Below are 24,207 nucleotides of genomic sequence, written 5' to 3' on the forward strand. Positions count from 1 at the left end.
GCGAAACCTGATCCCGAGGGATGATGCAATCAACCCTACCGGAGGAACAACAATGAAAAGCCTCGTCGACCATCTCAGTCAATACGCCGCCTACCACCGCGATCCGCGCAACATCGCCAGCCACTTTATCGGTATTCCGCTGATCGTGGTGGCGGTGGCCGTGTTGTTGTCGCGGCCAGAATGGTTGCTGGGTGGATTTTGGATATCTCCAGCCGTTGTGTTGGCGCTGGCCTCGGCGTGGTTTTATCTGCGCCTGGAAGTGAAGTTGGGCGTACTGATGACGGTGCTGATGGGACTATCTGTTTGGGCCGGGCATGTTCTGGCGCAGCAGAGCACCATGGTCTGGCTGAGCAGCGGTGTGGCGATGTTTGTGATCGGCTGGGTGATCCAGTTTGTCGGGCATCACTATGAAGGACGCAAACCGGCGTTTGTCGATGATGTGTCGGGGCTGATTGTCGGGCCGCTGTTTGTCGTGGCCGAATTGGCGTTCATGCTCGGGATGCGGCATGAATTGAAAGAGCAGATCGAGGCGCGGGCGGGGGTGGTGCGGGTTAATCCGAATGGCAAAGCGGCGGCTTAGGCCGCTTGAAAGATCGCAGCCTGCGGCAGCTCCTACAGTGGATTTGGTCGATCACAAAATGTGTGACCAACCGAAACCACTGTAGGAGCTGCCGCAGGCTGCGATCTTTTGATCTTAGAGGCTGGCGACTTTCTGCCAGACCTTGGGCTTGAAGAACAGGGTCTCACCCTTGGCCAAGCCGATCAGACTGTCGTGATCCTTGACCACTTCGGCTTCGATCAAATCAGTCTGCCCTTCAACCTTCAACGTCACCCGCGTAGTCGCGCCCAACGGCCGAATATCACGCACCTCAGCCGCATGGTGATCCTCCAGCTCATGCTTGGACAACGACACCTCGTGCGGACGGAACAGCACGTGATTGTCGTCGCTCAACAGCAGGCGATTCGAATCCCCAAGGAAGTGATAAACGAAATCGCTGGCCGGGTTTTCGTAGACGTCGCCCGGTGAGCCGATCTGCTCGATCACGCCCTTGTTCATCACCACGATACGGTCAGCAACCTCCATCGCCTCTTCCTGGTCGTGGGTTACAAAAACCGAAGTCAGGTTGATGTCTTCGTGCAGCCGCGCCAACCAGCGGCGCAGTTCTTTACGCACCTTGGCATCAAGGGCGCCGAACGGCTCATCCAGCAGCAACACCTTCGGCTCTACCGCCAAGGCGCGGGCCAGGGCGATGCGCTGACGCTGGCCACCGGACAACTGCTCCGGATAACGATCCGACAGCCAGTCCAACTGCACCATGTTCAGCAGTTCGTGAACCTTGACCGCGATCTGGCTTTCGCTTGGGCGCTGGTTTTTCGGTTTCATGCGCAGGCCGAACGCGACGTTGTCGAACACGGTCATGTGGCGGAACAAGGCGTAGTGCTGGAACACGAAACCGACGTTGCGATCACGCACGTCGTGGCCGGAGACGTCTTCGCCGTGGAAGACGATGTTGCCCTGATCCGGGGTTTCCAGACCGGCAATGATCCGTAGCAGCGTGGTCTTGCCGCAGCCCGATGGGCCGAGCAGCGCGACCAGTTCACCGCTGTGAATGTCCAGGCTGATGTTGTCCAGCGCCTTGAACGCATTGAAATTCTTGCTGACGTTACGCACTTCGATCGACATGAATTATTCCTCCGCGGCGCTGGCGCGCAGGCGGTTGATACGGTTTTCGCTCCACTGCTTGAGCAGCAGGATGAAGAGCGCCAGGATCAGCAACAGGCTCGCCACGGCGAACGCGGCCACGTGGTTGTATTCGTTGTAGAGGATCTCGTATTGCAACGGCAAGGTTTTGGTCACCGCGGGAATGTGAGAGTAGACCTGTGATATCGTATGGATTTTAATTATGGCCCGCGCGGTACACAGCACCACGCCATAGATCAGGCCCCACTTGATGTTCGGCACAGTGACATGCCAGAACATCTGCCAGCCGTTGGCACCGAGCAGGCGCGCGGCCTCCTCTTCCTGTGTGCCTTGTTCCTGCATCAGCGGAATCAGCTCGCGGGCCACGAACGGCACGGTGACGAAAATCGTCGCCAGCACGATGCCCGGCAGGGCGAAGACGATCTGGATGTCGTGATCCTGCAGCCACGGCCCGAACAGGCCCTGCGCACCGAACATCAGCACGTAGACCAGACCGGCGATCACCGGCGACACCGAGAACGGCAGGTCGATCAGCGTCACCAGCATGCTCTTGCCACGGAACGAGTACTTGCTCACGCACCATGCGGCGCTGACGCCGAACACCAGGTTCAGCGGCACCGAAATCAGTACGGCGAACACCGTGAGTTTCAGTGCCGACAGGGCATCCGGTTCAAAGATCGCGGTGAAGAAGGCACCGAGGCCGTTTTTCAAGCCTTGCGATACGACGATGAACAGCGGCAGCAGCAGAAACAGGAAGAAGACCAGCCAGCCAAGACCGATCAAGACTCTGCGCGAAGTGGCGCTGCCACGGCGTGCAGCGTTGGCCGAAGAGGCGGCCGCAATAGACGATTGGGACATGGTTCGCGCCTCCTTATGGGGTTTCGATGCGCCGCTGCAGCAAGTTGATCAGCAGCAACAGGACGAAGGAAACCACCAGCATCAGCACGCCGATGGCGGTAGCGCCGGTGTAATCGTATTGGTCGAGTTTGACCATGATCAGCAGCGGCAGGATCTCGGTTTTCATCGGCATGTTGCCGGCGATGAAAATCACCGAACCGTACTCGCCGACACCACGGGCAAACGCCAGGGCAAAACCGGTGAGCCAGGCGGGCAGCAGCGCGGGGACAAGAATATGGCGGAACACCTGCAAAGGCTTCGCACCGAGGCACGCGGCGGCTTCTTCGACTTCACGGGGAATGTCGGCCAGCACCGGTTGCACCGTGCGCACCACGAACGGCAGCGTGACGAAGGTCAGCGCCAAAGTGATACCCAGTGGGGTGTAAGCGATTTTGAAACCGAGGTCTGCAGCGAACTGGCCGACCAGTCCGGCCGGCGCATACAGCGCGGTCAGCGCGATGCCGGCCACCGCTGTCGGCAGCGCGAACGGCAGATCGATCATCGCGTCGATCACCTTGCGCCCCGGGAAGGTGTAGCGCACCAGTACCCACGCCAGCAGTGTGCCGATGATGCCGTTGATGATCGCGGCGCATAGCGCGGTGCCGAAGCTCAGCTTCAATGCCGCCAGCACCCGTGGTGCGGAGATGATCGCCCAGAACTGATCCCAGGTGAGTTGGGCGGCGTGGACGAACATCGCCGCCAGGGGGATAAGCACAATCAGGCTGAGGTACACCAAGGTGTAGCCCAGCGTCAGCCCGAAGCCGGGTATGACGGGGGAGATACGACGCGACATAAAAGTCCTTGGTTAAAAACGCATCAATGTGGGAGTGAACCCTGTGGCGAGGGGATTTATCCCCGTTGGGCTACGCAGTAGCCCCAAAATCGGCAAATGCGGAAAACCAGATACACCGCATGTGATGGTTTTGGGGCAGCTTCGCTGCCCAACGGGGATAAATCCCCTCGCCACAAAAGCCCGCTCCCACAGTTTTGTAGTCAGATTACTGCGCCTGATAAATCTGGTCGAACACGCCACCGTCGTTGAAGAATTTCGGCTGCGCGGTTTTCCAGCCGCCGAAGTCCTTGTCGATGGTCACCAGGTCCAGTTTCGGGAACTGCTGGGCGTACTTCGCAGCCACGTCCTTGTCACGCGGACGGTAGAAGTTCTTCGCAGCAATTTCCTGACCGGCCGGGCTGTACAGGTGCTTCAGATAGGCTTCGGCAATCTGCTCGTTGCCTTTCTTCTCGGCGTTCTTGTCGACCACGGCCACTGGCGGCTCGGCGAGGATCGACAGCGAAGGCACGACGATGTCGAACTTGTCAGCGCCGCCATCTTCTTTCAGCGCCAGGAACGCTTCGTTTTCCCAGGCCAGCAACACGTCGCCCTGACCGTTGTTGACGAAAGTAATGGTCGAACCGCGCGCACCGGTGTCGAGGATCGGCACGTGCTTGAACAGGGTCTGTACGTATTCTTTGGCTTTGGCTTCGTCACCGCCATTGGCTTTCAGGCCATAGGCCCACGCGGCGAGGAAGTTCCAGCGCGCACCGCCGGAGGTTTTTGGGTTCGGGGTGATTACCGAGACGTCGTTCTTGACCAGATCGCCCCAGTCCTTGATGCCTTTCGGATTGCCCTTGCGCACCAGGAAGACGATGGTCGAAGTGTACGGCGTGCTCGCTTCCGGCAGACGCTTCTGCCAGTCGGCGGGCAGGGTCTTGCCGAGTTTGGCGATTTCATCGATGTCGCCGGCCAAAGCCAGGGTCACTACGTCAGCGCGCAGACCGTCGATCACCGCACGGCCCTGCTTGCCCGAACCGCCGTGGGATTGCTGGATTTTCACGGTGTCGCCGGCGTGGTCTTTCTGCCAGAACTTGATGAATTCGGCGTTGTAGTCCTGATACAGCTCGCGCGTTGGGTCATACGACACGTTGAGCAGCTCGTAATCCTTGGCAACCGCGGAACCGGCAAACACAGCGCTGGCCAGGGCGGCCAAAGCGTAACGGCGAATCGACGACATGGTGAAAGCTCCTGGAATTCTTGGTGGTGGCTTTTTCTTATGAATATCTGGAATCGGGTTTGCCGGCTAAAGATCGGAGCCTGCGGCAGCTCCTACATCAATCCCCCGTAGGAGCTGCCGCAGGCTGCGATCTTTTGATGTTCACCTCAGCCCGGTTGTTTACCCGGTTGCTGCAAACGGAATTTTTCTTTGCGTTCGATCTGCACGACCTGCGCGTTGTGCACAGTGATCTCCACTGCGCCAAACCGCAGATCGCGCAGAGCGCTCTGGATTTCACGCAAGATGGTGGTTTCGTCCTGACCGTCAACGCTGCGAAGGGATGCGCTCATGGTGCTGCTCCTTTGAATGGGATTTGCCTGGCAGTGGGCGGCACTGCGTTCGGCGTGGGAGCAATATAAGAGAGGCATGGATATTCTTAAAAAGACTATTTAAGAATGTTTATATAACTAGAAAACATTATGTGGCGGGGCAAGGGTTTGCGCCGATCTGAGAGCGATAGATAACCCTGTGGCGAGGGGATTTATCCCCGTTGGGTTGCGAAGCGACCCTGAAAATTTGGGACTGCTGCGCAGTCCAACGGGGATAAATCCCCTCGCCACAGATTTTGTATTCACCTCAGGTTTTGTGTCAGCTGTCAGCAATAACGGGTGCTTTCGTCCAGTCAATTTCGGTCGCCGGGCTCGGCCGTCCAAACCAGTAGCCCTGTCCCAGATCACATTCCTGCGCGAGCAGGAACACCGCCTGCTCAGCCTGCTCAATCCCCTCGGCATGCACCTGCATGCCCATGCTCCGCGCCAGCGCAATAATCACCCGGACAATCGCCGCGTCATCCTCATCCCACGGCAAACCGGCTACAAAGCCCTGATCGATCTTCAATTTTTGCACCGGCAAACGCTTGAGTCGCAGCAGCGACGAATAGCCGGTGCCGAAATCATCGATCGCCAGGCGAATCCCCAACTCACGCAAACGATGCATCTGCTCCAGTGCCACTTCCGGATCGTCCATCACCGCACTTTCGGTGACTTCCAGCTCCAGATACGCCGGATCCAGCCCGGTGTCATGCAGCACCTGCGCCACTTGCTGATACAACTCGCGGCGCGCAAACAACCGCGATGACACATTGACCGCGACAAATGACAGCACCATTCCGGCCTGCTGCCACTCACACATCTGCCGACAGGCCTGTTGCATCACCCATGCGTCGATTTCGGCGATCAATCCGGTGCGTTCGGCAATCGGGATGAACTCCGCCGGCGACACCAGACCGCGTTGCGGATGCTGCCAGCGAACCAGCGCTTCGACGCCAATCAGGCGACTGCTTTTCAGGTCATGCACCGGCTGGTAGTAGACACGCAGTTCCTGCTGTTCCAGCGCCCGGCGCAGTTCGAAAGCGATTTCGACCCGTCGCTGAGCGTGGGCGGTGAGTTCTTCGGTGTACAAAGCGTAACCGTTGCGGCCGCTGCTCTTGGCCTTGAACAATGCCGCATCGGCATTACGCAACAGTTGATCGGCGCTCAATGCATCGCTGGGAAACAGGCTGATGCCGATACTGGCGTTTATGAACAACTCGTGGCCATCGATGCAGAGCGGTTCCTTGAGCGCATCGAGAATGCGTTGCGCCAGTGCCGCCGCTTGCACGGGCTGTGGACAACTTTCCGCGAGCACGGCGAACTCGTCGCCGCCGAGGCGCGCCAGGGTGATTCCCGGTCCGAACAGTTCCTGCAGGCGCGCCGCCACGGCCTTGAGCAAGCGATCGCCGACGTTATGCCCGAGGCTGTCGTTGATCATCTTGAAGTGATCGAGATCGAGCATCAGCAAGGCACAGCCGCGCTTGTGGATCTGCGCAGAGGCCAGCGCCTGCTCGGCACGGTCGCTGAACAACAGGCGATTGGGCAGATCGGTCAGCGGGTCGTGGTGCGCAAGGTGTTTGAGTTCATGCTCGGAGTGCTTGATCGCGCTGATATCGGAAAACACTGCGACGTAATGACTGAGTCGGCCCTGATCGTCATGAATGACGCGGATGGTTTGCCACTGTGGATAAATCTCGCCGCTCTTGCGGCGGTTCCAGATTTCCCCACTCCATTCGCCCTCGGTCTCGAGGGTGGCGAACATTGCCTGATAGAAACCCGGCGGATGATGCCCGGACTTGAAAAGGCTGGGACGCTGGCCGAGGACTTCTTCGCGCTGATAACCGGTGATCTCGATGAACGCACGATTGACGTGCACGATCAGCCCCTGATGGTTGGTCACCAACACCCCTTCGCGGGTGCAATCGAACACCGCAGCGGCCTGGCGCAGGCGTTCGCGATCAGCGTGACGCTCGCGCAACCGCGCGCCGATCCCGAGAAACTCGCACAGTCGAACCCGCGCCAGAAAAATCAGCGCGGCGCTGACCGCCGCAAACACATAACCGTTGATCAGTTGCCATCGGCCAAGATCGACGGAGTTATCGAAGAAATTGTTTAATAAATGATCAGCACCTTGCAGCCAGACGACGGCAAGCACGAGATAGAGCAGCGCTGCACGCAAGGCATCGCGATATGTGGCAGACATTCGGCTATCCATGTCCCTACAAAAAGGTTGGAATTATAGGTCAAGAAACATCCAGCGACTCTTATCTGAAAGGGCGACTGGTTTTATCTGTGTGCTTAGTGATAATGCAACGGCTGTTTTTATCTTTATCGAGGGCCCTATAGCCTATGTGGTACGAAGGTTTTCTTGGCTTGTCGGCCTGGTCTCTGGTCGCGGTCACCCTGTTGATGACCCACGTGACAATTGTCGGCGTCACGGTCTATCTGCACCGCTATTCGGCCCATCGCTCGCTTGAGCTTAATGCCGGCCTGAAGCACTTCTTCCGTTTCTGGCTGTGGCTGACCACGGCGCAGAACACCCGCGAGTGGACCGCCATCCACCGTAAACACCACGCCAAGTGCGAAACCGAGGATGACCCGCACAGCCCGGTCATCAAAGGCCTTTCCACCGTGCTGCGCACTGGCGCCGAGCTGTACCGCGCTGAAGCGCAGAATCCGGAAACCCTGCGCATCTACGGCAAGAACTGCCCGGAAGACTGGATCGAACGCAACGTCTACAGCCGCTACCCGCTGCTGGGCGTGGCAATCATGGGCGTGATCGACCTGCTGCTGTTCGGCACCATCGGCATCACCATCTGGGCGATCCAGATGATGTGGATCCCGGTATGGGCCGCCGGCGTGATCAACGGTCTTGGCCATGCCGTCGGCTACCGCAACTTCGAATGCCGCGACGCGGCGACCAATCTGGTGCCGTGGGGCATCCTGATCGGCGGCGAAGAACTGCATAACAACCATCACACCTACCCTAACTCGGCCAAGCTGTCGGTGAAGAAGTGGGAGTTCGACCTCGGTTGGGCGTGGATCAAAGTCTTCAGTTTCCTGCGTCTGGCCAAGGTTCAGCGTGTCGCGCCGATCGCCCACCGGGTCGAAGGCAAGGGCAATCTGGACATGGACACCGCCATGGCGATCCTCAACAACCGCTTCCAGATCATGGCCCAGTACCGCAAGTTGGTGATCGGGCCGCTGGTCAAGCAAGAGCTGGCCAAGGTCGATCATTCGGTGCGCCACCAGTTTCACCGCGCCAAGCGCCTGCTGTCGCGGGAAACCAGCCTGCTGGAAGATCGTCATCACTTGCGCATCCAGAACATGCTCGAACACAGTCAGGCATTGAAGGTAATTTACGAAAAACGCCTGGCCCTGCAGCAGATCTGGGTCAAGACCAGCGCAAATGGTCACGACATGCTCGCGGCCATCAAGGAATGGATTCACGAGGCGGAAGCCAGCGGCATTCAGTCGTTGCGTGAATTCGCCGACCAGTTGAAAACCTACTCGCTGCGCCCTACTGCGTAATCGCGTAATCGCGTAATCGCGTAATCGGTAGGAGCTGCCGCAGGCTGCGATCTTTTGACTTTGTTTCAAAAAGAAAAGATCAAAAGATCGCAGCCTGCGGCAGCTCACAGGGTTGACCATTGGCAGCCGCCCGGCGGAACCCCGCACCCGCTGGGAACTTCGCTGAAAATCCCCTATCTCAAAGACACTTCGCCACCCCGGCGGGTTGTACTGTGGTTGTTGTCGAACTCCCGGCACGCCCTTTGAGATCTGTGCCGATGGTCAACAACAATCAAAAAGACTCATCCTTCCCGCAGTGGCCCGAGGCCGCACAAACCCTCATGGCATTGATGCACGCCCAAGGCGAAGTTGCGCGCTTGAGCGAACGCGAACAGCTGTTCAGCTCGCTGCTGGTCAGCGTCAATGCCGTACTCTGGGCCTTCAACTGGGAAACCCGGCAAGTGCTGTACGTCAGCCCGGCTTATGAACGGATTTTCGGCCGTTCTGCCGGCTTGTTGCTGGGCGACTACAACCAGTGGCGCGACAGCATCTACCCCGACGATCTGGAATACGCCGAACGCAGCCTCGCCGAAGTGCTGCACAAAGGCGCAGTAGAAGATCGCGAATACCGCATCATCGCCGCCGATGGCCAGGTGCGCTGGCTCAGCGACAAGTGCTTCATCAATCGCCAGGACGAACCCGGGCAACCGGTGATCATCGTCGGCATCGCCGAAGACATCACCGACAAGAAGCAGATGGAAACCGAGCTTCATCGCCTGGCGACCACCGACGTGCTGACGCAAAGCAGTAACCGCCGGCACTTTTTCGAATGCGCCAACCGCGAGTTCGAAGAGGCGCGCCTGCAAGGTTCGCCCATGGCCTTTCTGCTGCTGGACATCGACGACTTCAAAATAATCAACGACACCTACGGCCACCCGGAAGGCGACAACGTGCTGCAGCGGATTGCCGAGTGCGGCCGCGGTTCGTTACGCCGTGGCGATCTGTTCGGGCGAATTGGCGGGGAAGAGTTTGCCGCGGTGTTTCCGGGCTGTGCGCCGGACATGGCGATGCAGGTGGCCGAGCGGTTGCAGCAGGAGATTCAACGGTTGAGTTTCAGCCATGCCGGCCAGACGTTCGGCATCAGCGTCAGCCAGGGCCTGACCAGTCTCACTGAAGAAGACGAAAGCCTCGACAGCCTGTTCGCCCGCGCGGATGCCGCGATGTACGAAGCCAAGCGCCAGGGCAAGAACCGCATCATCACAGCCTGACCCCGAACACAAACCCTGTAGGAGCTGCGGCACGCTGCGATCTTTTGATCTTGTTCTAAAGATCAAAAGATCGCAGCGTGCCGCAGCTCCTACAGGGGGATTGTGCGAATGTTATTTGCGCATCCGCATCAGCTCCGGCAAGCCGATCTTGAGCAACCGCGCCGTGCGGCTCTTCGCCAACTCTTCGATGCCTTCATGCTCGGTCAGATGCGCCATCTGCGCGGCCATGTTCATCACCAGCGCCTCGCGCGAATACACCCCGCCGCCGAGCTGGTAGACCGACGCAATCAACTCACGCAGCTCCAGCGGCAGTCGCCAGCGCGTACGCAGCGCCGAACCGTAGGCTGCACCAAATTGTGCCAGCGCTTCGCCAACCTCCTCCAGCTCATCCAGCTCACCGCCAGCCTGCTGCCATTCCTGCAAACAACGCAGCAGCGCGAGATCACCCAGACGGTGCAGCATGCCTGCGCAATAGCAGCGCTCCTGATCGAGATCAAGCAGTCGAGCCAGCGTGCGCGCGTATTCAGCGGTGTGCAGCGACAAGCCCCAATAACGCTCGGCATAATCGGCCAGACACGGGTCACTGAGTTTGGCACTGCGCTTGAGCGCCAGGCCGAGAATCAGGTTCATGCTCTGCCCGGTGCCCAGTCGATGCAGCGCCTGAGCCAATGTCTGCACCGGCGCACCATGGTGTTGCGCGGCGCTGTTGGCCGCCGCGATCAACACCGCGGTGATTTGCGGATCGGTTTTTATCTCATCTTCCAGCAGCTTCAGGTCGAGGCCATTGGGATTCAGGCTGCGCTTCACGGCCACTTGAACGTCGGTCATCAACGGCGCGCCATCGGCTTGCTCACGGCGACGCTCAAGAAACACCGACAAGGTCATGCCCGGCGCTAGCGCCGGCACTTCGCAGAACACCTCTTCCCCGGCATTGAGCAGCAAACCCTGCAAACGGGCGGTCAGACTTTCCATGTTCAGCGGTTTGGTCAGATACGCCGTCGGCGCCAACGGAATGGCTTCGCGCACACTGGCGCTGTCATTGCGACTGCTCATCAGAATGAACGGCAGCGGCGGATTGCGTTTGCGCTGGCGCACGCTGCGCAGCACATTCAAGCCATCGACGCCGGGCAGTTCCCAATCGACGATGGCCAGGTCATAAGGAATTTCGCTGAGCATCGACAGCGCTTGCTGGCCATCGGCACACAGATCCAGCCGCGCATCGCAGCGCACGTTCAGCAGCACTTGTTTGAGCAGGTCGCGGGACCACGGATCAGCCTCGGCAATCAGCACTCGCGGTACGGCGGGTAATTCAACGGCAGTCATGCGCGCTCTCCCTTGCAATCCCTGAACCTTAGCCAATGCTGGCCTTTCGATACAGCGCTAAAGCGCCCGATGTGTTTCAAGGGGCGTAAAAAAACCCGCCGAAGCGGGTTTTTTGTCGATCAGGTCACACTGGGTGATCAGAGCTCGGAGAAGCACTCTTCGATGATCGCCAGGCCTTTGTCCAGTTGCTCGTCCGGCGAGGTCAGCGGTACGAGGACGCGCAGAACGTTGCCGTAGGTGCCGCAGGACAGCAGGATCAGACCTTTGTCGCGAGCCTTGGCCACAACCGATGCCACAGCAGCAGCGTTCGGCTTGTGGCTGTCGCCGTTTTCGAACAGCTCGACCGCGATCATCGCGCCCAGGGCACGGACTTCACCGATCACCGGGTACTTGGCCTGAATGGCCTTCAGGCCAGTGACCAGACGCTCGCCGACTGCCTTGCAACGATCCAGCAGGTTTTCTTCTTCGAACACTTCCATCACTGCCAGAGCAGCGGCGCAAGCGATCGGGCTACCGGCGTAGGTGCCACCGAGGCCGCCCGGAGCAATGGCGTCCATGTATTCGGCCTTGCCGCAAACACCGGCCAGCGGGAAGCCGCCAGCGATGGATTTGGCGAAGGTGGTCAGGTCGGCGGCAACGCCCATCTGTTCCATGGCGAAGAACGTACCGGTACGGCCAGCGCCTGTTTGTACTTCGTCAGCGATCAGCAAAATGCCGTGCTGGTCGCACAGCGCGCGCAGACGCTTCATGAATTCCTTCGGCGCGACGTAGAAACCACCTTCACCCTGTACAGGCTCGATGATGATCGCCGCGATGTCTTTCGGCTCGGCGTCGTTCTTGAAGATGCGTTCGATGGAAGCGATCGAGTCGTCGATGCTCACGCCGTGCAGCTCATTCGGGTACAGCGCGCGGAAGATGCCGCCTGGCATCAGGCCCATGCCGGCCGAGTACGGCACGACTTTACCGGTCAGGCCCAGGGTCATCATGGTGCGACCGTGGTAGGCGCCGGTGAAGGCGATCACGCCAGCGCGGCCAGTGGCGGCACGGGCGATTTTCACGGCGTTTTCTACCGCTTCGGAACCGGTGGTGACCAGCAGGGTTTTCTTGGCGAAATCACCCGGGATCTTCGCGTTGATCTTTTCGCACACTTCTACGTACGGCTCGTAAGCCAGCACCTGGAAGCAAGTGTGGGTCAGCTTGTTCAGCTGTTCGGTCACGGCGGCGATGATTTTCGGGTGCACGTGGCCGGTGTTCAGTACAGCGATACCGCCGGCGAAGTCGATGAACTCACGACCTTCAACGTCAGTCACGGTAGCGTTTTTTGCCGACTCAGCGAAGATCGGGTGAATCTGGCCAACACCACGTGGAACAGCTGCGGTACGACGGGCCATCAGTTCAGCGTTAGTCTTGCTCATTACAGTCCTCATTCGCCGCTCATCGGGCGGCGTGGTTCAAGGATTAAGCGGGAGGAAGCGACGGCGGCAGCATGCGATGATCGACTGCCACGGCGTTCCCGGCCGCAGAGAAAATTCCGGTTTGAAACGACGCAAAGGGACAGCGCTCTCGTGCCCTTTGCGTTTGCAGCGATCCTTGTCCGGGCTTAGATGCCCAGGCAGAGGTATTTGATTTCCAGGTAATCTTCGATGCCGTACTTGGAGCCTTCACGGCCCAGGCCCGAGGCCTTGATGCCGCCGAACGGCGCGACTTCGTTGGAGATCAGCCCGGTGTTGACGCCAACCATGCCGTACTCCAGTGCTTCAGCGACACGGAACACACGACCGAGGTCGCGAGCATAGAAGTACGAAGCCAGACCGAATTCGGTGTCGTTGGACATCGCGATCACTTCGGCTTCGTCTTTGAAGCGGAACAGCGGCGCCAGCGGACCGAAGGTTTCTTCCTTGGCCACTGCAGCATTTTTCGGCACGTTGGTGAGGATGGTCGGTTCGAAGAAGTTGCCTTCCATCGCCTTGCCACCGGCCAGCACGGTCGCGCCTTTGGCCACAGCGTCAGCAATGTGCTCTTTGACCTTGGCCACGGCTTTTTCGTCGATCAGCGGGCCAGTGGTGGTGCCGTCTTCCAGACCGTTGCCGATTTTCAGTTTGGCCACAGCCACTTTCAGTTTCTCGGCGAACGCGTCGTAGACCGAATCCTGAATGTACAGACGGTTGGCGCAAACGCAGGTCTGGCCGTTGTTGCGGTACTTGGAAATGATCGCGCCTTCGACGGCCTTATCCAGGTCCGCGTCGTCGAACACGATGAACGGCGCGTTGCCGCCCAGTTCCAGCGAGACTTTCTTGATGTCCTTGGCGCATTCAGCCATCAGCTGGCGGCCAATTTCGGTCGAACCGGTGAAGGACAGCTTGCGCACGATCGGGTTGCTGGTCAGCTCGCTGCCGATGTCGCCGGCGCTGCCGGACACCACGCTGAACACGCCCGCAGGAATGCCCGCGCGCTGAGCCAGTTCGGCCAGGGCGAAAGCGGAGAATGGCGTTTGCGAAGCAGGCTTGAGGACCATGGTGCAACCGGCGGCCAGTGCCGGGCCGGCTTTACGGGTGATCATCGCGGCCGGGAAGTTCCACGGGGTGATCGCTGCGGTCACACCGATTGGCTGCTTGATCACGATCAGGCGCTTGTCGGGCTGGTGACCTGGAATCACGTCACCGTAGATGCGCTTGGCTTCTTCGGCGAACCACTCGATGAACGAAGCGGCGTAAACGATTTCGCCCTTGGCTTCGGCCAGCGGCTTGCCCTGTTCGAGAGTCATCAGGCGCGCGAGGTCGTCCTGGTTCTCGATCATCAGTTCGAACCAGCGACGCAACTTGCCGGCACGCTCTTTGGCGGTCAGTGCACGCCAGGCCGGCAGCGCTTTGTCAGCGGCTTCGATGGCACGGCGGGTTTCGGCGGCGCCCATTTTTGGCACGGTACCGAGGATTTCACCGGTGGCCGGGTTGTTGACCTTGATCGTCTGACCGTTGTCCGCATCGACCCAAGCGCCATCAATGAAGGCTTGCTGGCGGAACAACTGGGTATCTTTAAGCTGCATGTCGGCTTTCCTTAACAGCACCGCGGCCTGCGCGGAGCAAATTATGATTGTAGAAAGGCGCCTCGCAAGGCTGCCGTCAGGGAAATCAGTGACCGGGTGTGGCGCATAAACAGTGGACGATTCGAACCACCAGCGCTTCAACACCCAGCAAAGAGCGTTTGAAATCTCAAACGGATCGTAGGATCAAAGGGGGTAAAGGACAATAGGTCGTTCGAAAAAAAGAACAAAAACGCCGCGTTTGTGGAAATTTTCAGATCAACGAGCAAAAAGCCCTCGCGGCAACAGAACCATAGATCAGTCCCGCGAAAGCGCCAAGCGAGGGTTTTGCAGGACGTTACAGCTTTCAGGAATGCAGCGATTTCAACCGACACGCGCACTGACAATCCGCGCCAAAACCCAGCATGGACGCCCCGAGCCGACCTAGGTATGATGTCGCCCGCTGCACCAGTAGCTCAGCTGGATAGAGTACTGCCCTCCGAAGGCAGGGGTCGTGGGTTCGAATCCCGCCTGGTGCACCATTGATTTAAACGAGAAAGCCCCGGACTGTGATGGTCCGGGGCTTTTTTGTGGGCGATGAACAGACTGCGCAACGACGCTACTCCGTCGTCCAGTCAAACTCATCGTAATCATCGTCGTCCTCTTCTTCCTCAATCTCCTCAAAAACCTCGTCTTCATCAACGACATCTTCTTCCGGCTGATTCAGCAGAAACTCCTTGCGTGCTTCAGTAATCGCGCGCCGTATCTCTTCGCCCTTCTCGGGGCAATTGAGGAGTTGGGCGATGCGGTCAATTTTCGATGCCACGTTATCCTCCAGTGGATTGGCAATGCCCCGATATTGCGCGCTTTTGCGGGGCAATGCCAAATGGCGGGAGGAGAAGCCGGTCATTTTTTCTGCAACTGTTCGAGTCGGGCGTCGAGATCGGCGTTCGGATAGCGTTTGTGCAGGTTGTTGAACAGACTGTCGGCCGCTAGTGACTGGCCGGATTCGCGCAGGCGCAGGACTTCACGCAGTTGTGCATCGAGACCATTGACCGGGGCGGCAGCGCGTTTGCCGAGTTTGGCTTCATCGGCGCTGATCGCCTGACTTTGCATTGGCGCAGCCATTTCCGCCATTGGCGCGGGAGCGGGCATGCCGCCAGCGGGGGCGCTCAATGCCTCGGGCGCCTGTTTGCGGGCCAGTGGCGCTGCCGGTTTGGCTGCCGGAGCGAAGTCGAATTGTGGTTGCGGCTCAGGCGCGCGCTGCACCAGCGACAACATCAGGGCGACGCCGACGAGACTGGCGAACGCAACTTGCCAGCGCGGTTTGCGGCAGGCGTCGAGCCAGCGTTGCCACAGGCTTGGCTTGGGCATCGGCGCTTCACGCCTGGCAACGTTGAGAATGAATGCATCGAGGTGCGCTGGCGGTTCAGCGTTGTGCTGTTCGCGCACATGTTTTATCACCGAGTCATCGGGTGTCTGGCGGGCGTCAGTCATGTCAGTACCTCCTCGGCCAGCAGCCGACGCAGTTTTTGCTGGGCGTAGCGCAAGCGGCTTTTCACGGTTTCCAGCGGTGTTTCGGTGAGGCTGGCGATTTGCGCCAGGTCGAGGTCGCCGTGGGCACGCAGCAGGAACACTTCGCGCTGGTCGGCGGGCAGGGTTTGCAGGGCGCTTTCCAGGCGCTGGCTGTCGCGGCTAAGGCTGAGCAGTTGTTCGGGATCGTTCGTGTCATCGCTGACGGCGTGCGCCTGTTCGTCAAAGCTGTCGTGCAGCGGTTGCCGAGCGCCGTGTTTGCGCCAGTGATCGATCAGACGATTGCGTGCAATCTGGAACAACCATGTACGAAAGGTCGCCCGGCCCTGTGGCTGACTGGTGCTGCGGATCAGGCTCAGCCAAGTGTCCTGAAACACTTCGTCGGCCAACTCCGGTTTGCCACTCAAACCGAGCAGAAACCGATACAGGCCCTGGCGGTGGCGCGCGTACAAGATCTCGAACGCCGCGCCGTCGCCCTCGCGATAACGCGCCAGCAGCGCTTCATCGCTGCTGGCGGTTGAGCTGTCTGCCGAAGCAAACAGCTGGCTGATGAACCCCTTCAGACGACTCACTTATTCAATCCGTCGTGGAGTGGCCGGCGCATTCGCTGCGGTCGAGGTGCGCAGGCTCTGCGCCAGTTCCACCAGTTGCACGAACTCGTTGCGCAGGCCGAAGCGATCGTCACCACGCGCGCCACGGGCCAGCGCCTCAGTGTCTTTCAGGCTGAAGTCGCCAGTGTAGCGGCCATCCTTGAGTTGCTGGGAAAACGCGGCGACCGCAGCGGCAAAGCGCAGGTCTTCACTGGCGGGGGCGACCTGATTGGTAATCGGCCGTTCGATCAGCTGACTTTTCCCACCTTCGGGCTGTTGATAACGTACACGCAGCATCGCCATTTCTCCGTTTTTCGCGGAAGCAACCGGCGGCGATTGGCCGTAACGCAGCGGCTCCAGCCAGCCCTTCTCACCCGCCGGGACAATTTCATACAGCGCGGTCACTGTGTGTCCTGCGCCGATTTCACCGGCATCGACTTTGTCATTGCTGAAATCCTCACGCTTCAATGCACGGTTTTCGTAGCCGAGCAGACGATATTCGCTGACCTGCGCCGGGTTGAACTCCACCTGCAACTTGACGTTCTTCGCTACCACGGCGAGGGTCGAGCCGAGTTGATCGACCAGCACCTTGCGTGCCTCGCGCAGGTTATCGATATAGGCGTAGTTGCCATCGCCAGCGTCGGCCAGTTGCTCCATCAAGTGTTCATTGTAGTTATCCACACCAAAACCCAAGGTGGTCAGGGATATCCCGCTTTTGCGTTTATCCACAGCCATTTGCTTGAGGTTGTCGAAGTCGCTGACGCCGACATTGAAGTCGCCATCGGTGGCCAGAAGAACGCGGTTGATGCCGTTGGGGATGAAGGCTTGTTGCGCCATCTGGTAGGCCATTTCGATGCCTGAAGCGCCAGCGGTCGAACCACCTGCAGTCAATTGCTCGATAGCCGTACGAATTTTCGCTTTTTCCCGTCCGGAAGTAGGTTCAAGCACCACTCTGGATTCGCCGGCGTAGACGACCAACGACACGCGATCCTGATCGCGCAATTGATCGACCAGCAGTTTCAAGGTGCTTTTGACCAGCGGCAGGCCCTCGCGACGATCCATGGAACCCGATACGTCGACCAGAAACACCAGATTGGCCGGTGCCAGTTCCGCCACGGCGCGGTCGGAGGCCTTGATGCCGATACGCAGCAACCGCGTGTGCGGGTTCCATGGAGAGGCAGCCAGCTCGGTGGTCACGCCAAACGGCGAGCCATCGCTGGGTAACGCGTAGTCGTAGGGGAAGTAATTGACCATTTCCTCCAGTCGCACCGCGCCTTCCGGTGGCAGACGTCCTTGATTGAGCAGACGGCGAACATTGGCGTACGCGCCCGTATCGACGTCAGCGCTGAAGGTTGAAACCGGCGTTTCGGCGACGCTGTGGATCGGGTTGTCAGGCAGCGTCTGATATTGCTCGCGCTGCTCGTCACGATAGCCCTGTGGATAACTGTCCGCGCTGGGCATCGCGGCAAAACTGGCCAGCGGCGCCGGATGCGCCATGCGCTTGGCCATCGTTCCGCCCGCCATGACCGCTTCCTGTTGAACCACAGCTTGAGGCTGCGCAGGCGCTGGCACAGCGGCGGAATCAGGATTGGAAGAGACGCCGCAACCACCGACGGCCAACAACATACCGACCACGACGGGACGCAAAAGAAGATGAGACATGGGAGCTGACCTCGGGATGAAATTGATCATTCATCCAGTGAGACGGGCAGCCCTTTCAGTTCGGGTTAAACGCCGCTAAAAAATTTTCAGCGGTGATAACGCCGCACCGCACTGCTGTTGCGCAGCACATGGCCTTTGATTTTTTCCATCAGTTCAGCGCGGGTCAAGCCGGCCGGCAAGGCGTCCGGAGCAAGGTCGAGGGCGTAGATCTGGATGATGTAGTGGTGTGCACTGTCGCCCACTGGCGGGCACGGCCCCATGTAATGCGTGTTGCCCTTGCTGTTGGTGCCGCCGACACCCTCGAAAGCGGACTTGGCACCGACACCGGCCGGAATCTGGCGGGTCGTGGCTTTGATGCCGTAGTGAATCCAGTGATCGACGCCCAGGCCTTTCTGGCCGTCCGGATCGTGCATGACGATCGCGTAGCTCTGGGTCGCGGTGGGGCCAGCGTTCCAGCTCAGCGCCGGCGACTGGTTCTTGCCGCCACAGCCGGCCGCATCGCTGGCCGCTGCTGCGGTGAACAGGCGGTTATCGGAAACACCCGGGATGCTCAGGGTGAAACGCTCCTGGGCCTGCGCCGGAAACTGCACGCAAAGGGCGACGGCAACGGCCGCCAGCCATGGGTTGAGAGAGGTCAATCGGGTCATTCCGGGAGCACCTTGTGCAGTTGGGCCTTCGTCGGCCTGCAAACTATAGCTGTACCGTTCGTGCCGTGGCAGTGGCAAATGGCTGAACCTCGCACTACCGCGCAAACTCACAAGAGAAATGCCTGCGAGGAAGCCGGATATGGCCCTGCACCGTGTCGCCCGTATCGCCGATGTCCCACAAGACCGTGGCCTGCCCGTGGAAATCGGCGACTGCAAGATCGTCCTGCTGCGCGCCGGAGATCAACTGCGTGCCTTTCAGGGCGAATGCCCACATGCCGGCGCGCCGTTGGCTGACGGCGCGTTGTGTCACGGACGCCTGATCTGCCCGTGGCATAAAGCCGCATTCCGCGCTGAAGACGGCGCGTTGTGCGAGCCGCCAGCCCTCGACAGCCTTAAACGTTATCCGCTGGAAACACGCGGCGACGAGGTGTGGGTGGATGACCAACCGTTAGCGGATCCGCACACTCCGCCGGCAGACGATTCCCGTACGTTCGTGATTGTCGGCGCAGGGGCGGCAGGCACGGCGTGCGCGGCGGCGCTACGGGAAAAGGGCTTTGGTGGCCGAATCCTGATGATCGACCGTGAAACCGACGCCGGTTACGACCGAACGGTGCTGAGCAAATTCGTCCTCGCCGGAGAAATGCCAGCCGAGGAAATTCCACCCCTGCGCGATGAAGCTTTCTATAAAGAGCAGCGCATTGAACGGCTGCACAGCGAAATCACTTCACTCGACGCTCAGGTCAAGACCCTGCACCTCGCCGATGGCCAAATCCTCAATTACGACGCAGCGGTGCTGGCGACTGGCGGCGCACCCAATCGATTGGAGTTGCCCGGCGCAGACCTGCCGCAGGTGTTCGTCTTGCGTTCAAAAGCCCAGGCTGAACAGATCATGAACACGGCCCAGCCGGATCAGCGCGCGGTGATCATCGGCGACAGCTTCATCGCCCTTGAGTGTGCCTCGGCCCTGCGCCAGCACGGTCTGGACGTTACGGTGCTGGCGCGCCATGCGATTCCCTTCGCCGCGCAATTCGGCGAAACCGTGGGCAAAGCGATTCGCACACTGCATGAAGAAAATGGCGTGAAGTTCATCAACGAGCACCAAGCCACGGAAATCATCGGCGACGGCAAGGTCGAGGCGGTGCTGCTGGACAATGGTTTGCGCCTTTCTGCGGATCTGGTGCTGGCAGGCATTGGCGTCCACCCCGCCACCGAGCCTTTTGCGTCATTGCCCAAGGAAAAAGATCAGTCGCTGCGCGTCGACGCCGGCATGCGCATCACCGCGGGGCTTTGGGCCATTGGCGACATCGCCACCTTCCCGCTGAACGGCCAGCCGCAGCGCATCGAACACTGGCGCCTGGCCCAGCAACACGCACGAATCGCTGCTGCCAACATGCTCGGTGGCGACGAACACTATCTTGATGTGCCGTACTTCTGGACCTGGCACTTCGGCAAGAATTACGACTACCTCGGCCACGCTGAGCATTGGGATGAAGTCGAGTTTCTGGGCGAGCCGGAGCACCCACCGTTTATTGGTCTGTTCGGCCGAAAGGGTGTTCTAGTCGCTGCAGTCGCCTGCGAAAAGGAACGCGCCATGGCCCTGCTGGCCGAACGCATGAAGCAACCCCTGCCCATGGAAGAAGCCTGGACCCTGATCCGCGACTGATAAAAACCCCTGTAGGAGCTGTTGATCGTTCCCACGCTCCTGCGTGGGAATGCAGCCCGTGACGCTCCGCGTCACTGGACGCGGAGCGTCCCAAGAGGCATTCCCACGCAGAGCGTGGGAACGATCAATCAGGGGTTTCGCCATCAGGAGAGACGGTTCACCGGTTCGCGGTTATCGTCGTCTTCGGCATGCAGGAAGATCACCCGTGGATGCTCCAGCGGTGCCAATGGCGGCGGCAATTCTTCCTGCTGCACCGGCCAGAAATGCGTCACCACATGACTGATATCGCCTTCCTGATCATTGTGAATGGTCATCACCCCGGGCGTGCGCAGTTTCTGCAAACGGTCGTCACACAGTTTGAAGCTCTTGCTCAGACCCTCATCATCGATCACCGGCGACGGCAACCGGCGCTGGGCGAAGCTGCGGCTCTTACGCTGCTGATAACGCGCCCAACCGATCAGAATCACCGCGTTGACCAGCGCCACCCACAGATATATCTGCAAAGTACCGAGTGCATCGAACGCCGAATTATCGATGCGCGCCCCGCCCGCATGGGGTTCGATCAATGGCCACAGACCACGGATCAGCAAGAACAACAGGCCCACCCACGCCACCACCGTAAGCACCACGTCGACCACGACGAGGAAAGGCCGCTGGCGAGTCCGGATGATTTTCATTTGATGACCTCCTCTTCGTCGTCGCCGATCGGCTTGATGCCCCGATCAGGACTGACCCAGCGCGCACGTTTCTGATGTTGGCCGAACAACACTTTCGGGAAGCTGACCAGCGTGGTCAGCAAACTGACAAACCAGAATGCAATCGGGTACCAGACCACCCAGAACATGGTCTTGCCCAACCCCGGCTCGTAGCGACGGTCGATGATGATGCTGACGGCGAATTGCACGAGGCAGACAAACGCCAGTAACAGCCCGGTGAACGCCGGCGGCATCAGGTGATGCACGGCGATGGCCTCGGGCAGCACCACGAATTTGCCGACGCCCCAGAAAATCACCGACAACAGGAAGGTAAACGCCCAACCGGTCGACAGGCAGTATTCGAACAGCAGCGGCCACAGGTAACGATGGCGGTACTGCCAGATGCCACGGATGTTCTTGAACAGCACTTCGGCGCCACCCTGGGCCCAGCGCAAACGCTGCTTCCACAGGCCGCCGAGGGTTTCCGGCATGAGGATCCAGCACAGCGCGCGCGGCTCGTAAAAGATGCTCCAGTGATCGAGTTGCAGCTTCCAGCTGATGTCGATGTCTTCGGTGATCATGTCCGGGCTCCAGTAACCGACCCGGTTCAGCGCCGAACGGCGGAACGCGACGATGACACCGGAGACGGTGAAGATCCGTCCAAACACGCGCTGAGTCCGTTTGATCAACCCGATGATCGACGAAAACTCACCGACCTGAACCCGTCCGACCAAAGTCGAACGCGTGCGAATCCGTGGGTTGCCGGTCACCGCGCCAAGACGTGCGTTATCCAGCATCGGCGCGACCAGATAGGCCGCCGTGTTCGGCGCCAGCAACGCGTCGCCGTCGATGCACACCAGGTATTCACTGCGCGCGGCGATGGCGCCCATGCGCAGGGCGACCGCTTTGCCTTGGTTTTCCGCCAGATGCAGCACGCGCAGTCGCGGATCTTCCTTGGCCAAGGCATCCAGCACTTGCGCGGTGTTGTCCTTGGAGCCGTCGTTGATCGCGATGACTTCGATGTTCGGATAATGCTGGGCCAGTGCCGCATGGATGGTATCGGCGGCGTTGTCACCTTCGTTGTAGCAAGGGATCAGGATCGAGATCAGCGGTTCGCCTTCCAGCGGTGGCGGCAAGGTGTCGTCCTTCCACGGCCAGTGCCGCTCCCAGTGCAGCCAGAAATACAGGCCACCGGCAATCCACAGCCCGGACATGAACAACGGGTAGAAGAACACGAAGTCCATCAGGAACTGCCCGGTGACCAGAAAGATCAGGCCCAGCGGCACGCCGAGGACGAGCGCCAGAACAAGCAGGGCTAACAGTCTATCCAGCATGTTATGGATTCCATTTATTGGAGAGCGCAGGCCTTACGGTTTTCAGGTCCGGCAGGTTGTCGAGGAAGTTGTCCGGGTAGTAACCGAAACTGGTCGCGCCCTGACGCTTGAGACGGCCCATCCAGTCCGCCAGATGCGCACCGTCGATGTCGGCCTGATCCTTTTTCGTCCAGTCGCGCGCCTGCAACTCGAACACCGTGCGATCCAGCGCTCCAGGGCGTTTCTTGACCGTGGCCACCAAGGCTTCGAGCCACGGGCCAGACTCAGCCTGGGTCTGCTTCTCCATCAACGGCATGGCCATCGGCGCCGTCCAGTCGTAAGTTACGAGGAAGTCGTCGAGGTTCTGCGCGAACCACGCTTCGCTCTCGGGATTGAGCATTGGCTCGGCGAAAATGTTGCGCGCGGTCAGCACCTGCGGGCCACGAATCGCGCGGACTTTGGCGGTCAACTCGTTGGTGAAATCGATGAGGTATTTGCTTTTGAAACGCGTCCAGCGCTGCATCGCTGCCGGATCATCGCGCAGGGCGGCAATCGAGCCGGGCAGACCGTGGGCGGCGTAGGCTTTCAAGGCTTCCGGACTGGCGTCCTCGAAATCCGACAGCACGGCGTCGTCGTGGTAGAGAATGCCGTCGACCGAAGTCAGGCGCGCGACGTCTTCGTAGATTTCACCGATGATTCGCCGCACCTCCGGATCGAACGGCGACAGACGTTTGTACTGGTCCGGATCGACCGACGTGGTGCCGGTTTTCGGATCCCAGCGCGTCACCCGTGGCAGTTTCGAATCGAGGCCGAAACTCAGCACCGGCATCCACGCAAACACTTTGACGTGGGCACGAGTGCGCAGCTGCCAGGCAACGCGGTCGAAGATGTCGGCGCGCACCGGCAAGTGGCGATTGGGGAAGTACAGCGAATGCACCAGACCGTCGCCCTTCGGGTCAGCGAAGGCTTGCAGGAACACCGTGTTGGCGCCCATGTCAGCCATGCGCTGCACCAGCTTGCCGAGGTTGATGTCCTGTTGCGCCGGATCCGGGTCGTAGACGTTGTCCAGATCGACGTGGACCACGCGCATGACGAAATCCGACTGCGCGCCGACGATGCTGTTGGCAAAATGTTCGCCGTCAGGGTCGGAAGCGACGAGGAAGCGTGGGCTGCTCATCAGGTTGTCGAGGGCGTCGAGGCCGTCGTCGAGCGTCAGGGCCATTTCGTAGCCCTCCTCGCCCACCACGGTCAACGAAGTGCCGTCTGCCGTGCCGTACGGCCAGACCCACACGCGTGGTTTCTTGCCGGTGACCTTGCGGATTTTTTCCGAGATGTTGTTCACGTCGGTACGAATCCGCGCCTGGAAGTCGGCCTCGGATTCATAGCGTTTGGTCACTGGATCGTAGCGCCGGGTCGCCGCTGCCGGCTGCATGTTGCCCTGCGGGTTGGCCAGAATCCCTTTGTGGTTGGCGTCGGTGTGCGCGGCAATTTCCACCAGGCCCGATTGCGAGATTTCGCGCACCTGATCCCAGTTCAGGAAGTCGGAACGCGCACGCGGCGCACCGGCGAAATCCACCGGTTGATTGAGCGGCGTGTCGATCCAGCTGCCAACCGGCGCCAGCAATGCGTGCCAGTTATACGCACGCAGCACCGGCAGCACGCGGGTGTAGAAGCTCGAATAGCCGTCGTCGAAGCTAAGCAGAATCGCCTTCGCCGGCAGCTCCGGGCCGCCCTTGCGCGCCGCCATGATCTGGTCGACCGTGACCGGCTTGTAGCCGTTCTCGCGCAGCCAGGCGAGTTGCTCGATCATGCGTTCGGTGCGCACCGCCACCACGGCCTGATCGGGGTCGCGGTCTTCGACGTCGTGATAGGCAATGCCGAGCACGTGATTTTTCGGCCACGGTTTTTCACTGGCCGCCAGTGGTCGCTCGGACGGCGGCGCGAAGGCCGGAGCTTGCTGGGCGCAAGCGCTGATCAACAGCACTCCCAGCAGAAGGATGAAACGCGAAATCAAAGGCATCTT

At 59.9% G+C, this 24,207-nt stretch carries 21 protein-coding genes and 1 tRNA gene; 5 read left to right on the forward strand and 17 right to left on the reverse strand.

The window, feature by feature from the left end; all coding sequences use genetic code 11:
* Window positions 1-52: 52 nt before the first annotated feature.
* A complete protein-coding gene (locus tag ACIPZE_RS12185; protein ID WP_283438107.1) occupies window positions 53-580 on the forward strand; it encodes a DUF962 domain-containing protein in 528 nt (175 codons plus the stop codon).
* 114 nt (window positions 581-694) lie between these two features.
* On the opposite strand, the gene ACIPZE_RS12190 is transcribed toward ACIPZE_RS12185, so the two are convergent.
* From ACIPZE_RS12190 to dibA, 6 genes are all read right to left on the reverse strand, one after another.
* Window positions 695-1,684, reverse strand: coding sequence for a sulfate/molybdate ABC transporter ATP-binding protein (locus ACIPZE_RS12190; protein WP_102354732.1), 990 nt, complete (start codon window positions 1,682-1,684; stop codon window positions 695-697).
* A 3-nt stretch (window positions 1,685-1,687) separates the two neighbouring features.
* The gene (cysW, locus tag ACIPZE_RS12195) at window positions 1,688-2,560 is read right to left on the reverse strand and encodes a sulfate ABC transporter permease subunit CysW (protein WP_400773037.1); all 873 of its coding nucleotides are present in this window, start codon (window positions 2,558-2,560) and stop codon (window positions 1,688-1,690) included.
* 13 nt (window positions 2,561-2,573) lie between these two features.
* Window positions 2,574-3,392 (reverse strand): sulfate ABC transporter permease subunit CysT, encoded by an 819-nt coding sequence (cysT, locus tag ACIPZE_RS12200; protein WP_008080019.1) that lies wholly within the window; start codon window positions 3,390-3,392, stop codon window positions 2,574-2,576.
* A gap of 205 nt (window positions 3,393-3,597) precedes the next feature.
* Window positions 3,598-4,611 carry a sulfate ABC transporter substrate-binding protein gene (locus ACIPZE_RS12205; protein WP_038367242.1) on the reverse strand — a complete coding sequence of 338 codons (1,014 nt, stop codon included), beginning with the start codon at window positions 4,609-4,611 and terminating at the stop codon, window positions 3,598-3,600.
* A 146-nt stretch (window positions 4,612-4,757) separates the two neighbouring features.
* Window positions 4,758-4,940 (reverse strand): sulfur starvation response protein OscA, encoded by a 183-nt coding sequence (gene oscA, locus ACIPZE_RS12210; protein WP_034151822.1) that lies wholly within the window; start codon window positions 4,938-4,940, stop codon window positions 4,758-4,760.
* A 298-nt stretch (window positions 4,941-5,238) separates the two neighbouring features.
* A complete protein-coding gene (gene dibA / locus ACIPZE_RS12215; RefSeq protein WP_283438109.1) occupies window positions 5,239-7,164 on the reverse strand; it encodes a phosphodiesterase DibA in 1,926 nt (641 codons plus the stop codon).
* A gap of 146 nt (window positions 7,165-7,310) precedes the next feature.
* Here dibA and desA point away from each other — a divergent pair, with 146 nt between their 5' ends.
* Complete coding sequence (gene desA, locus ACIPZE_RS12220) at window positions 7,311-8,492, forward strand: delta-9 fatty acid desaturase DesA (protein WP_129387416.1); 1,182 nt, start codon at window positions 7,311-7,313, stop codon at window positions 8,490-8,492.
* A gap of 257 nt (window positions 8,493-8,749) precedes the next feature.
* Window positions 8,750-9,739 carry a GGDEF domain-containing protein gene (locus tag ACIPZE_RS12225; protein WP_400773041.1) on the forward strand — a complete coding sequence of 330 codons (990 nt, stop codon included), beginning with the start codon at window positions 8,750-8,752 and terminating at the stop codon, window positions 9,737-9,739.
* A gap of 111 nt (window positions 9,740-9,850) precedes the next feature.
* Here the strand turns inward: ACIPZE_RS12225 and ACIPZE_RS12230 are convergent, their stop codons facing one another.
* The 3 genes from ACIPZE_RS12230 to gabD form a co-directional block, all read right to left on the reverse strand.
* Complete coding sequence (locus ACIPZE_RS12230; RefSeq protein ID WP_283438111.1) at window positions 9,851-11,062, reverse strand: response regulator; 1,212 nt, start codon at window positions 11,060-11,062, stop codon at window positions 9,851-9,853.
* Window positions 11,063-11,199: 137 nt separating this feature from the next.
* Entirely contained in the window at window positions 11,200-12,477 is a 1,278-nt protein-coding gene (gene gabT, locus ACIPZE_RS12235; protein WP_008080000.1) for a 4-aminobutyrate--2-oxoglutarate transaminase, read from the reverse strand.
* A 185-nt stretch (window positions 12,478-12,662) separates the two neighbouring features.
* Window positions 12,663-14,105 carry an NADP-dependent succinate-semialdehyde dehydrogenase gene (gabD, locus tag ACIPZE_RS12240; RefSeq protein ID WP_053116466.1) on the reverse strand — a complete coding sequence of 481 codons (1,443 nt, stop codon included), beginning with the start codon at window positions 14,103-14,105 and terminating at the stop codon, window positions 12,663-12,665.
* A gap of 441 nt (window positions 14,106-14,546) precedes the next feature.
* Here gabD and ACIPZE_RS12245 point away from each other — a divergent pair.
* Window positions 14,547-14,623: transfer RNA gene (locus tag ACIPZE_RS12245), tRNA-Arg, on the forward strand.
* Between the two features lie 77 nt (window positions 14,624-14,700).
* Here ACIPZE_RS12245 and ACIPZE_RS12250 read toward each other — a convergent pair.
* The 5 genes from ACIPZE_RS12250 to ACIPZE_RS12270 form a co-directional block, all read right to left on the reverse strand.
* Window positions 14,701-14,967, reverse strand: a complete 267-nt coding sequence (locus tag ACIPZE_RS12250; protein WP_174823956.1) for a hypothetical protein — start codon at window positions 14,965-14,967, stop codon at window positions 14,701-14,703.
* Window positions 14,968-14,987: 20 nt separating this feature from the next.
* A complete protein-coding gene (locus ACIPZE_RS12255) occupies window positions 14,988-15,578 on the reverse strand; it encodes a hypothetical protein (RefSeq protein WP_400773042.1) in 591 nt (196 codons plus the stop codon).
* Entirely contained in the window at window positions 15,575-16,156 is a 582-nt protein-coding gene (locus ACIPZE_RS12260; RefSeq protein ID WP_283438667.1) for an RNA polymerase sigma factor, read from the reverse strand. Before ACIPZE_RS12260 ends, ACIPZE_RS12255 begins: the two co-directional genes overlap by 4 nt.
* A 30-nt stretch (window positions 16,157-16,186) precedes the next feature.
* The gene (locus tag ACIPZE_RS12265; protein ID WP_400773044.1) at window positions 16,187-17,866 is read right to left on the reverse strand and encodes a von Willebrand factor type A domain-containing protein; all 1,680 of its coding nucleotides are present in this window, start codon (window positions 17,864-17,866) and stop codon (window positions 16,187-16,189) included.
* Between the two features lie 86 nt (window positions 17,867-17,952).
* Complete coding sequence (locus ACIPZE_RS12270) at window positions 17,953-18,513, reverse strand: YbhB/YbcL family Raf kinase inhibitor-like protein (RefSeq protein ID WP_400773046.1); 561 nt, start codon at window positions 18,511-18,513, stop codon at window positions 17,953-17,955.
* Window positions 18,514-18,652: 139 nt separating this feature from the next.
* Here ACIPZE_RS12270 and ACIPZE_RS12275 point away from each other — a divergent pair, with 139 nt between their 5' ends.
* Complete coding sequence (locus ACIPZE_RS12275; protein ID WP_283438115.1) at window positions 18,653-20,176, forward strand: FAD-dependent oxidoreductase; 1,524 nt, start codon at window positions 18,653-18,655, stop codon at window positions 20,174-20,176.
* Between the two features lie 143 nt (window positions 20,177-20,319).
* Here ACIPZE_RS12275 and pgaD read toward each other — a convergent pair whose 3' ends face one another.
* From pgaD to pgaB, 3 genes are read right to left on the reverse strand one after another with little or no spacing between them, the layout of a single operon-like run.
* A complete protein-coding gene (gene pgaD, locus ACIPZE_RS12280) occupies window positions 20,320-20,853 on the reverse strand; it encodes a poly-beta-1,6-N-acetyl-D-glucosamine biosynthesis protein PgaD (protein WP_129387388.1) in 534 nt (177 codons plus the stop codon).
* Window positions 20,850-22,205, reverse strand: coding sequence for a poly-beta-1,6-N-acetyl-D-glucosamine synthase (pgaC, locus tag ACIPZE_RS12285; protein WP_129387385.1), 1,356 nt, complete (start codon window positions 22,203-22,205; stop codon window positions 20,850-20,852). Before pgaC ends, pgaD begins: the two co-directional genes overlap by 4 nt.
* A 1-nt stretch (window position 22,206) precedes the next feature.
* Complete coding sequence (gene pgaB / locus ACIPZE_RS12290; RefSeq protein ID WP_400773049.1) at window positions 22,207-24,204, reverse strand: poly-beta-1,6-N-acetyl-D-glucosamine N-deacetylase PgaB; 1,998 nt, start codon at window positions 24,202-24,204, stop codon at window positions 22,207-22,209.
* Between the last annotated feature and the right edge of the window lie 3 nt (window positions 24,205-24,207).

Origin of the sequence: Pseudomonas sp. NPDC089741, from assembly GCF_044748825.1 — a bacterium.
Lineage (GTDB): Bacteria > Pseudomonadota > Gammaproteobacteria > Pseudomonadales > Pseudomonadaceae > Aquipseudomonas > Aquipseudomonas helmanticensis.

Excerpts from the sequence above, each read along its gene's own strand:
- gabT (WP_008080000.1), bottom strand. The coding sequence starts at position 12,477 with ATGAGCAAGACTAACGCTGAACTGATGGCCCGTCGTACCGCAGCTGTT.
- desA (WP_129387416.1), top strand. The coding sequence starts at position 7,311 with ATGTGGTACGAAGGTTTTCTTGGCTTGTCGGCCTGGTCTCTGGTCGCG.
- cysW (WP_400773037.1), bottom strand. The coding sequence starts at position 2,560 with ATGTCCCAATCGTCTATTGCGGCCGCCTCTTCGGCCAACGCTGCACGC.
- pgaC (WP_129387385.1), bottom strand. The coding sequence starts at position 22,205 with ATGCTGGATAGACTGTTAGCCCTGCTTGTTCTGGCGCTCGTCCTCGGC.
- ACIPZE_RS12205 (WP_038367242.1), bottom strand. The coding sequence starts at position 4,611 with ATGTCGTCGATTCGCCGTTACGCTTTGGCCGCCCTGGCCAGCGCTGTG.
- ACIPZE_RS12275 (WP_283438115.1), top strand. The coding sequence starts at position 18,653 with ATGGCCCTGCACCGTGTCGCCCGTATCGCCGATGTCCCACAAGACCGT.
- cysT (WP_008080019.1), bottom strand. The coding sequence starts at position 3,392 with ATGTCGCGTCGTATCTCCCCCGTCATACCCGGCTTCGGGCTGACGCTG.
- pgaD (WP_129387388.1), bottom strand. The coding sequence starts at position 20,853 with ATGAAAATCATCCGGACTCGCCAGCGGCCTTTCCTCGTCGTGGTCGAC.
- ACIPZE_RS12225 (WP_400773041.1), top strand. The coding sequence starts at position 8,750 with ATGGTCAACAACAATCAAAAAGACTCATCCTTCCCGCAGTGGCCCGAG.
- pgaB (WP_400773049.1), bottom strand. The coding sequence starts at position 24,204 with ATGCCTTTGATTTCGCGTTTCATCCTTCTGCTGGGAGTGCTGTTGATC.
- ACIPZE_RS12270 (WP_400773046.1), bottom strand. The coding sequence starts at position 18,513 with ATGACCCGATTGACCTCTCTCAACCCATGGCTGGCGGCCGTTGCCGTC.
- oscA (WP_034151822.1), bottom strand. The coding sequence starts at position 4,940 with ATGAGCGCATCCCTTCGCAGCGTTGACGGTCAGGACGAAACCACCATC.
- ACIPZE_RS12265 (WP_400773044.1), bottom strand. The coding sequence starts at position 17,866 with ATGTCTCATCTTCTTTTGCGTCCCGTCGTGGTCGGTATGTTGTTGGCC.
- ACIPZE_RS12255 (WP_400773042.1), bottom strand. The coding sequence starts at position 15,578 with ATGACTGACGCCCGCCAGACACCCGATGACTCGGTGATAAAACATGTG.
- ACIPZE_RS12230 (WP_283438111.1), bottom strand. The coding sequence starts at position 11,062 with ATGACTGCCGTTGAATTACCCGCCGTACCGCGAGTGCTGATTGCCGAG.
- ACIPZE_RS12190 (WP_102354732.1), bottom strand. The coding sequence starts at position 1,684 with ATGTCGATCGAAGTGCGTAACGTCAGCAAGAATTTCAATGCGTTCAAG.
- dibA (WP_283438109.1), bottom strand. The coding sequence starts at position 7,164 with ATGTCTGCCACATATCGCGATGCCTTGCGTGCAGCGCTGCTCTATCTC.
- ACIPZE_RS12185 (WP_283438107.1), top strand. The coding sequence starts at position 53 with ATGAAAAGCCTCGTCGACCATCTCAGTCAATACGCCGCCTACCACCGC.
- gabD (WP_053116466.1), bottom strand. The coding sequence starts at position 14,105 with ATGCAGCTTAAAGATACCCAGTTGTTCCGCCAGCAAGCCTTCATTGAT.